Here is a 6,960-nt window from a genome sequence, read left to right as displayed (position 1 = left end):
GACCCGCGCCGGGTCAGCGCAGGCGCAGACCGGTGGCCCTGGCCAGGTCCCGCAGATCGACGTACTTGTAGTTGGAGCCCTCGCGCGCCTCGCCGTCGGGACCGGTCACCTCGGGAGTGTCCGTCCCGTCCTGGAAGACGGCGAGTCCCTGCGGATACCGCGCGCCGAACGGCTTGTTGACGATGTCGAGACTGTCGGTGCCGTCGGCGCCGTCGACCGCGCCGGGCCCGTGGCCCGCGCCGACCCGGAAACCGGCCCTGAACGCGTTGCCCTTCGCCGGGTCACGGTCGTACATGGCGAAGGTGCTGTCACCCTGGCTGGAGACCACCACATAGCCGCCGCCACCGGGCCGCTCCAGCAGCGTGATGCCTTCGACGTCCGCGACGAGACGGCGCCCGCCGAAGCCCGGGTCCTCGCCCGCGACGCACTCGCCCGTCGCGGGATCCCGGGTGTACGGCACGCCGTAGTCCTTGACCCTGTCGACCAGCGTCGGCCTGCCGGTGAGATCGGCGTTGATCCGCCAGAAGCCGACATCCTCCTGGCCCGCGTACAGCACGCCGTTGGCCGCGTCGACGCGCAGGCCCTCCAGATACGCCTGCTCGCCCGGCTCCTCGCAGGGCGTCCAGGTCTTTCCGTTGGGCAGGGTGAAGGTGGTCGGGAAGCCGACGGTCCTGATCTTGCGGTAGCCGATCTTCCCGCGCACCGGCTCCGTCAGCTCCAGCAGCGCGACCCGGTTGGTGAGTTCCTGGGTGACGACGGCGTAGACACGGCCCGTCCTCCGGTCCTTCCAGGAGGCCAGACCGTACGCGGTGGCCTGTTCGTTCACCTCGTCCTGGTCCGCGGAGAAGATGTACGGCGAGGCGCCGGCGGCCGTGATGTCGGTGACGGGGCCCGGGCGGTGGTCCGGGTCGACGCGGTAGATGACGAGCTTGTCCCGGCCGCGGTCGGTGGCGATGGCCAGATCGGTGCCGTCGACGACGTCCACGTTGTTCAGCCGGCCGGGCATGTCGTCGGGGCCCGGGGCCGCCGGCGCCGGGATCGACTGCACCTGGCGCGCCGCGAGGTCGTACACCCGCAGTCCGCCGACCTTGGCGGTGCCGAGCACCAGACTGCGCGCCGGGTTCGCGGGATCGCGCCAGACGGCGGGATCGTCGGCGCTGGCATCGCCGCCCGCCGCGTCGTCGAAGAGGGCGGGCGTCTCGGCCTTCGCCGTCACCTCGGCGGTCGACGGGCCCGCCTGCGCGGGGACGACCACGAGCGCGGTCAGCGCGACGGCGGCCGTCGCCACCGCCGCGAGCGTGTGGCGCCTGGAGAATCTGCTGTCTGTGCTCCGCATGCGAAACCTTCCTGTGGAGATCTGCGTACAAAGGAACCTCTGCAGGGTGCGGAGCGCCCATGACCCGGCGATGGGCCTGCGATAGCCGCCAACGGCACCTCGCGTGAACAGCTCTCACGCGAAGGTCTCCGAATTCGTCGCCGGAAGTCGCGTCATAGCGGGCGAGGTGGCGCCTCTCTCCTGGAACGGGCCCGTCGCGGGGCCGTCCGTCAGGAGAGGAAGTGCCGCTCATGAACACCGTCGTGGAACGCGATCTGGAGTTGCGCCTGGTGCTGTCGCCCGAGCGCGGCATCCCCGTACCGGCCCGGCTGACGTACCGTACGGACGATCCGTACGCCGTGCACATCACCTTTCACATCGGCTCCGAGACGCCCGTCGAATGGACCTTCGCCCGTGAGCTGCTGGTGGAGGGCGTGTTCAGGCCGTGCGGGCACGGCGATGTGCGGATCTGGCCGACGAAGGTCGCCGGGCGGGGCGTTCTCTGTGTCGCCCTCTCCTCGCCCGACGGCGACGCCCTGCTGGAGGCGCCCTCGGCGGCCGTGTCCGCGTGGGTGGAGCGGACGCTGCGGATCGTGCCGCCGGGGACGGAGAGCGGGCGGCTCGGTATCGACGACGGTCTCACCGAGCTGCTCGCCGCCACCGCGGCCGACGATCTCTGGCTCCGGGATCCCTGGCCGTCCGACGGAACGGCGGACGGTGAGGGCTGACCGGTGGGCACCGGAGAACCGGCGGCCGGACCGGCACGGGCGGGCGGGGAGTGCTCAGAAGAGCTTGCCGGGGTTGAGCAGGCCGAGCGGGTCGAACGTGCGCTTGATGCCGCGCTGCAACTCCATTCCCACCGGGCCCAGTTCGCGCGAGAGCCACTCCTTCTTCAGTACGCCCACGCCGTGTTCGCCGGTGATCGTGCCGCCCAGTTCCAGACCGAGCGCCATGATCTCGTCGAAGGACTCGCGGGCGCGCCGGGACTCGTCCGGATCGGTCTGGTCGAAGCAGACGACCGGATGGGTGTTGCCGTCGCCCGCGTGGGCGCAGACGCCGATGGTCAGGCCGTACTTCTCCGCGATGGCCGCCGTGCCGTCGAGCATCGCGGCGAGCCGGGTGCGCGGTACGCACACATCGTCGATCATCGTCGCCGACTTGACGGTCTCCAGCGCGGTGAGCGAGAGCCGCCGGGCCTGGAGCAGCATCTCCGACTCGGCCGCGTCCTCGGCGGGGACGACCTCGGTGGCGCCGGCGGCGGTGCACAGCTCACCGACGGCGGCCAGATCGGCGGCGGGGTCCGGTGTGTCGAAAGCCGCCAGGAGGAGGGCCTCGGTGGTGTCGGGGAGGCCCATGTTGGTCAGCGCGTTGACGGCATGGACGGTCGTACGGTCCATCAGTTCGAGCAGGGACGGGGTGTGTCCGCGCTCCATGATCCGGCAGACCGCGTCGCACGCGGCGGCGGTGGAGGCGAACTCCGCGGCCAGCACGAGCTGCTGGGGCGGCTTGGGCCTGAGCGCGAGGACGGCCTTGACGACGATGCCGAGGCTGCCCTCCGAGCCGACGAACAGCCGCGTCAGGTCGTATCCGGCGACGCCCTTGGCGGTACGGCGGCCGGTGGTGAGCAGCCGGCCGTCGGCGAGGACGACATCGAGGCCGAGGACGTACTCCGCGGTGACGCCGTACTTGACGCAGCACAGCCCGCCGGAGGCCGTACCGATGTTCCCGCCGATGGTGCACATCTCCCAGCTCGACGGGTCCGGCGGATAGTAGAGGCCCTGTTCGCCGACCGCGCGGGAGAGGGTGGCGTTGACGACGCCCGGCTCGACGACGGCGATCCGGTCGACCGGACTGATCTCCAGGATCCGGTCCATCTTGGTCAGGGAGAGGACGATGCACCCGTCCGAGGCGTTGGCGGCGCCCGACAGCCCCGTACGGGCGCCCTGCGGTACGACGGGGACACGCAGCGCGGTCGCGGTGCGCATGACGTGCTGGACCTGCTCCACCGTGCGCGGCAGCACGACCACCGCCGGGGTGCCCGCCTCGCAGAAGCTCGCCATGTCGTTGGCGTAGGAGGCCGTGATGTCCGGGTCGGTGATCAGGGCTTCGGCGGGGAGCACGGACCGGAGCCGTACGACGAGGTCGTCCTGGGAATCCAGATCATCCATGATCCCAGACTCGCATCCGGGGCCATCGGTGTGAACCCGTCTGCGATCCACAACGGGAAGCGCGGGTGTGCTCTTCATATGGACGCACAGTAATCACCATGAACCCCATGAAAACGGAGCAGGTCAGACAGGTCAGAAGGGCGGCGCTGGCGGCAGGGGTGGGCGCGGCGCTGGTCGGGGGCGTCCTGCTGTTCGTACCCGCCGACCACGAGCGCCCGCCGGTGCTGAGCCCCGAGGCGCGGGCGATGGCCGCGGCGGGCGCCGGGGCACCGGCCTCGATCCCGGACCTGACCGCGCTCATCCGCGACCGGGAGGCCTGGCTGCGCACCCATCCCAAGGACGGCGAGGCCTGGGCGGTGCTCGGCGCGGCGTATGTGGAACGCGGTGCGCGGCAGGGGAATTCGGCGTACTACCCCAAGGCCGACCAGGCACTTCAGCGTTCGCTCTCCACGGTGGCCGACGCGGACGAGCGGGCCGTCGCGGCCCGGCCCGGAAGGCCCGGTGAGGACGGCAAGGCGGGCGAGCCCGCCGAGTACGGCAATCCGGCGGCCCTGGTGGGCCTGGCCCGGCTCGCCAACGCACGGCACGACTTCGCCACCGCCAGGAAGTGGGGCGAGACGGTACGCAAGCAGCGGCCCGACGACTGGACTCCGTATCCGGTGCTGATCGACGCGTACAGCGGTCTGGGTGAGTACAGGGCGGCGGGCGAGGCACTGGACCGGCTGAAGGCACTGCGCTCCGGGACGACGGTGCTGGAGCGCGCCGCGGCCCTCTACCACGAGAGCGGCCGGGACGCGGACGCGGCGGCGAGGGCGGCCGAGGCAGCGGAGCGGGCCGTCACGGCGGAGGAGAAGGCGGAGGCGCTGCACACGCTGGGCCGGCTCGCCTGGGACCACGGCAAGCCGACCGAGGCGCTGGGCCACTACGACGCGGCGCTCGCGGCGGCGCACGGCCATCCCGCCTCCCTGGCCGGGCGGGCGAGGGCGCTGGCCGCGCTGGGCAGGACGGACGAGGCGTACCAGGTCTACGACACCGCGCTCGGCAAGCTGCCGCTGCCCGAATACGCCCTGGAGCTGGGCGAGCTGTACGACTCGGAGGGGCTGACCGGGGACGCGCAGACGCAGTACGAGTGGCTGCGGGAGCGGGTGGAGAAGGCGCGGGCCCACGGGGTGAACGAGGAACTGGTCCTCGCCCGCTTCGAGACCGACCACGGGGATCCGCAGGGGGCCGTGGTGCGGCTGACGGCGGAGTGGACGCGTTCGCACCGGAACATGTTCGTCGCGGACGCGCTGGCCTGGGCGCTGCACCGGGCGGGCCGGAACGACGAGGCCCTGGCGTACGCGCGGAAGGCGACGGGACCGGGGCTGCGGAGCGCGCTGTTCTCCTACCACCTGGGCGAGATCGAGCGCGCGCTGGGGATGCACGGTCCGGCCCGCCGCCATATCGGGGAGGCGCTGCGGATCAATCCGTACTTCTCACCGCTGCTCGTGCCGAAGGCCCGGGAGGCGCTGGACATGCTGGAGAACGTGTCGGGCGGCGCGCCGAGGAGTGTGCCGAGGAACATGCAGGGACAGCCGGGCGTGCCGGAGCAGGGCGTGCGGAGGCAGGACATGCCGGCGCCGGACACGCGGGGGCAGGACACACAGGTTCCGGCCACACAGGGACAGGACACACTGGGGCCGGACACACAGGCTCCGAGCGTGCGGACGCCGGACGTGCAGGAGCCGGCTGCGCCCGCGCCGTTCCAGGCACCGCCCGTCGCGGGCACGGTCTGAGCGGCCGGGGCGGGTGGGCGGCGGCCCCACGGAGGAGTCCGGGTTCGGGCTCCTCCGTGGGGCCGCGTCGCGTCGGTCGAGGCGCGTGCCGGCAGCGCGACGGCGCGTACCGGCCACGAGGGCGGTCACGGCCACGACCGGCGTGCCCGGCCGCGCCCCGGATCAGAGGTTGCCGCGCTTCTCCTGCTCGCGCTCGATCGCCTCGAAGAGCGCCTTGAAGTTGCCCTTGCCGAAGCCCATCGAGCCGTGCCGCTCGATCATCTCGAAGAAGACGGTCGGCCGGTCCTGGACCGGCTTGGTGAACATCTGGAGCAGATAGCCGTCCTCGTCCCGGTCGACCAGGATCTTCAGCTCGCGCAGCGTCTCGACCGGTACCCGGGTCTCGCCCGCCCACTCCCCGAGCGTGTCGTAGTACGAGTCGGGCGTGTCGAGGAACTGCACACCCGCCGCCCGCATGGCCCTGACGGAGGCGACGATGTCGTTCGTGGCGAGCGCGATGTGCTGGACGCCGGCCCCGCCGTAGAACTCCAGATACTCGTCGATCTGCGACTTCTTCTTGGCGATCGCGGGCTCGTTGATCGGGAACTTCACCTTGAGCGTGCCGTCGGCGACGACCTTCGACATCAGCGCGGAGTACTCGGTGGCGATGTCGTCGCCCACGAACTCCTTCATGTTCGTGAAGCCCATGACCTTGTTGTAGAAGCCGACCCACTCGTTCATCCGGCCGAGTTCGACATTGCCCACGCAGTGGTCGACGGCCTGGAAGGTGCGCTTGGCGGCGGGCTCGACCACGGGCTCGGCGGCACGGAAGCCCGGCAGGTACGGACCGTCGTAGCCGGAGCGCTCCACCAGGGTGTGGCGGGTCTCGCCGTAGGTGGCGATGGCGGCGAGGACGACCGTGCCGTGCTCGTCCTTGATCTCGTACGGCTCCTGGATCCCCCGGGCGCCGTGCTCGGTGGCATAGGCGTACGCGGCGCGCGCGTCCGGCACCTCGATGGCGAGGTCCACGACACCGTCGCCGTGCTCGGCGACATGCCCGGCGAGGAAGCGGCCCCACTCGGTGGACTGCTTGACGACCGAGGTGAACACGAAGCGGGCCGAGCCGTTCGTCAGGACGTAACTCGCGGTCTCCCGGCTGCCGTTCTCCGGTCCGGAGTAGGCGACGAGCTTCATGCCGAAGGCCGTGGAGTAGTAGTGCGCGGCCTGCTTGGCGTTGCCGACGGCGAAGACGACGGCGTCCATGCCCTTGACCGGGAAGGGATCGGCCTCACGCGCGGTGTCGGGGGCGGTGGCGGTGTTCATCGAGGTGTCAGCCATGGCCTCAGCGTCCCGCCGTTCCACAAGGTGCGCAACAGTTCGCGTATTCACTGGGCACCATGCACAGCGGATCGCCAGAATGGGAGGGCCATCTGCACAGTATGACCATGGGCAGGGCGGACGACGGACAGTGCGGGACACGAGACGGGAAGCGAGAAGGGGCGGACGGTGGACATGCGCGCAAGCGGGGGAACGGGCGGCGGTGGCTCGGGCGGAGGTACGGGTGGCGGGGGCGCGGGCGGAGGTACGGGTGCGGGGACGGGAGCCGGTATCGACGGGCTCGACGGCAGGCTCATCGTGCTGCTGGCGCGCGAGCCGCGGATCGGGGTGCTGGAGGCCTCGCGGCGGCTCGGCGTGGCGCGCGGGACCGTGCAGGCGCGTCTGG

General features: G+C 71.5%; 6 protein-coding genes. 3 read left to right on the top strand and 3 right to left on the bottom strand.

The genetic code is table 11. The features are described 5' to 3' along the window. Positions 1-13: 13 nt before the first annotated feature. On the bottom strand, positions 14-1,336 hold the full coding sequence (locus BFF77_RS03100) for a phytase (protein ID WP_066943535.1): 1,323 nt from the start codon (positions 1,334-1,336) through the stop codon (positions 14-16). 230 nt (positions 1,337-1,566) lie between these two features. Between BFF77_RS03100 and BFF77_RS03095 the strand changes: the two genes are divergently transcribed. Further along, a complete protein-coding gene (locus BFF77_RS03095) occupies positions 1,567-2,043 on the top strand; it encodes an SsgA family sporulation/cell division regulator (protein ID WP_066943537.1) in 477 nt (158 codons plus the stop codon). Between the two features lie 54 nt (positions 2,044-2,097). Here the strand turns inward: BFF77_RS03095 and BFF77_RS03090 are convergent, their stop codons facing one another. Next, positions 2,098-3,483 carry an FAD-binding oxidoreductase gene (locus tag BFF77_RS03090; protein ID WP_066943533.1) on the bottom strand — a complete coding sequence of 462 codons (1,386 nt, stop codon included), beginning with the start codon at positions 3,481-3,483 and terminating at the stop codon, positions 2,098-2,100. A gap of 98 nt (positions 3,484-3,581) precedes the next feature. Here BFF77_RS03090 and BFF77_RS03085 point away from each other — a divergent pair, with 98 nt between their 5' ends. Continuing rightward, the gene (locus tag BFF77_RS03085; protein WP_107422055.1) at positions 3,582-5,258 is read left to right on the top strand and encodes a tetratricopeptide repeat protein; all 1,677 of its coding nucleotides are present in this window, start codon (positions 3,582-3,584) and stop codon (positions 5,256-5,258) included. A 162-nt stretch (positions 5,259-5,420) separates the two neighbouring features. Here BFF77_RS03085 and hppD read toward each other — a convergent pair whose 3' ends face one another. Further along, positions 5,421-6,575 carry a 4-hydroxyphenylpyruvate dioxygenase gene (hppD, locus tag BFF77_RS03080; protein WP_066943529.1) on the bottom strand — a complete coding sequence of 385 codons (1,155 nt, stop codon included), beginning with the start codon at positions 6,573-6,575 and terminating at the stop codon, positions 5,421-5,423. A 168-nt stretch (positions 6,576-6,743) separates the two neighbouring features. On the opposite strand from hppD, the gene BFF77_RS36520 reads away from it, so the two are divergent. Continuing rightward, positions 6,744-6,960 (top strand): AsnC family protein (locus BFF77_RS36520; RefSeq protein ID WP_245703159.1); only part of this gene is annotated, 217 nt, incomplete at its 3' end.

The sequence above is a fragment of the Streptomyces lushanensis genome, from assembly GCF_001700515.1.
Classification (GTDB): domain Bacteria; phylum Actinomycetota; class Actinomycetes; order Streptomycetales; family Streptomycetaceae; genus Streptomyces; species Streptomyces lushanensis.
The sequence above is the reverse complement of the archived record's forward strand: the minus strand, read 5'-3'. Positions and strand labels throughout refer to the sequence as shown.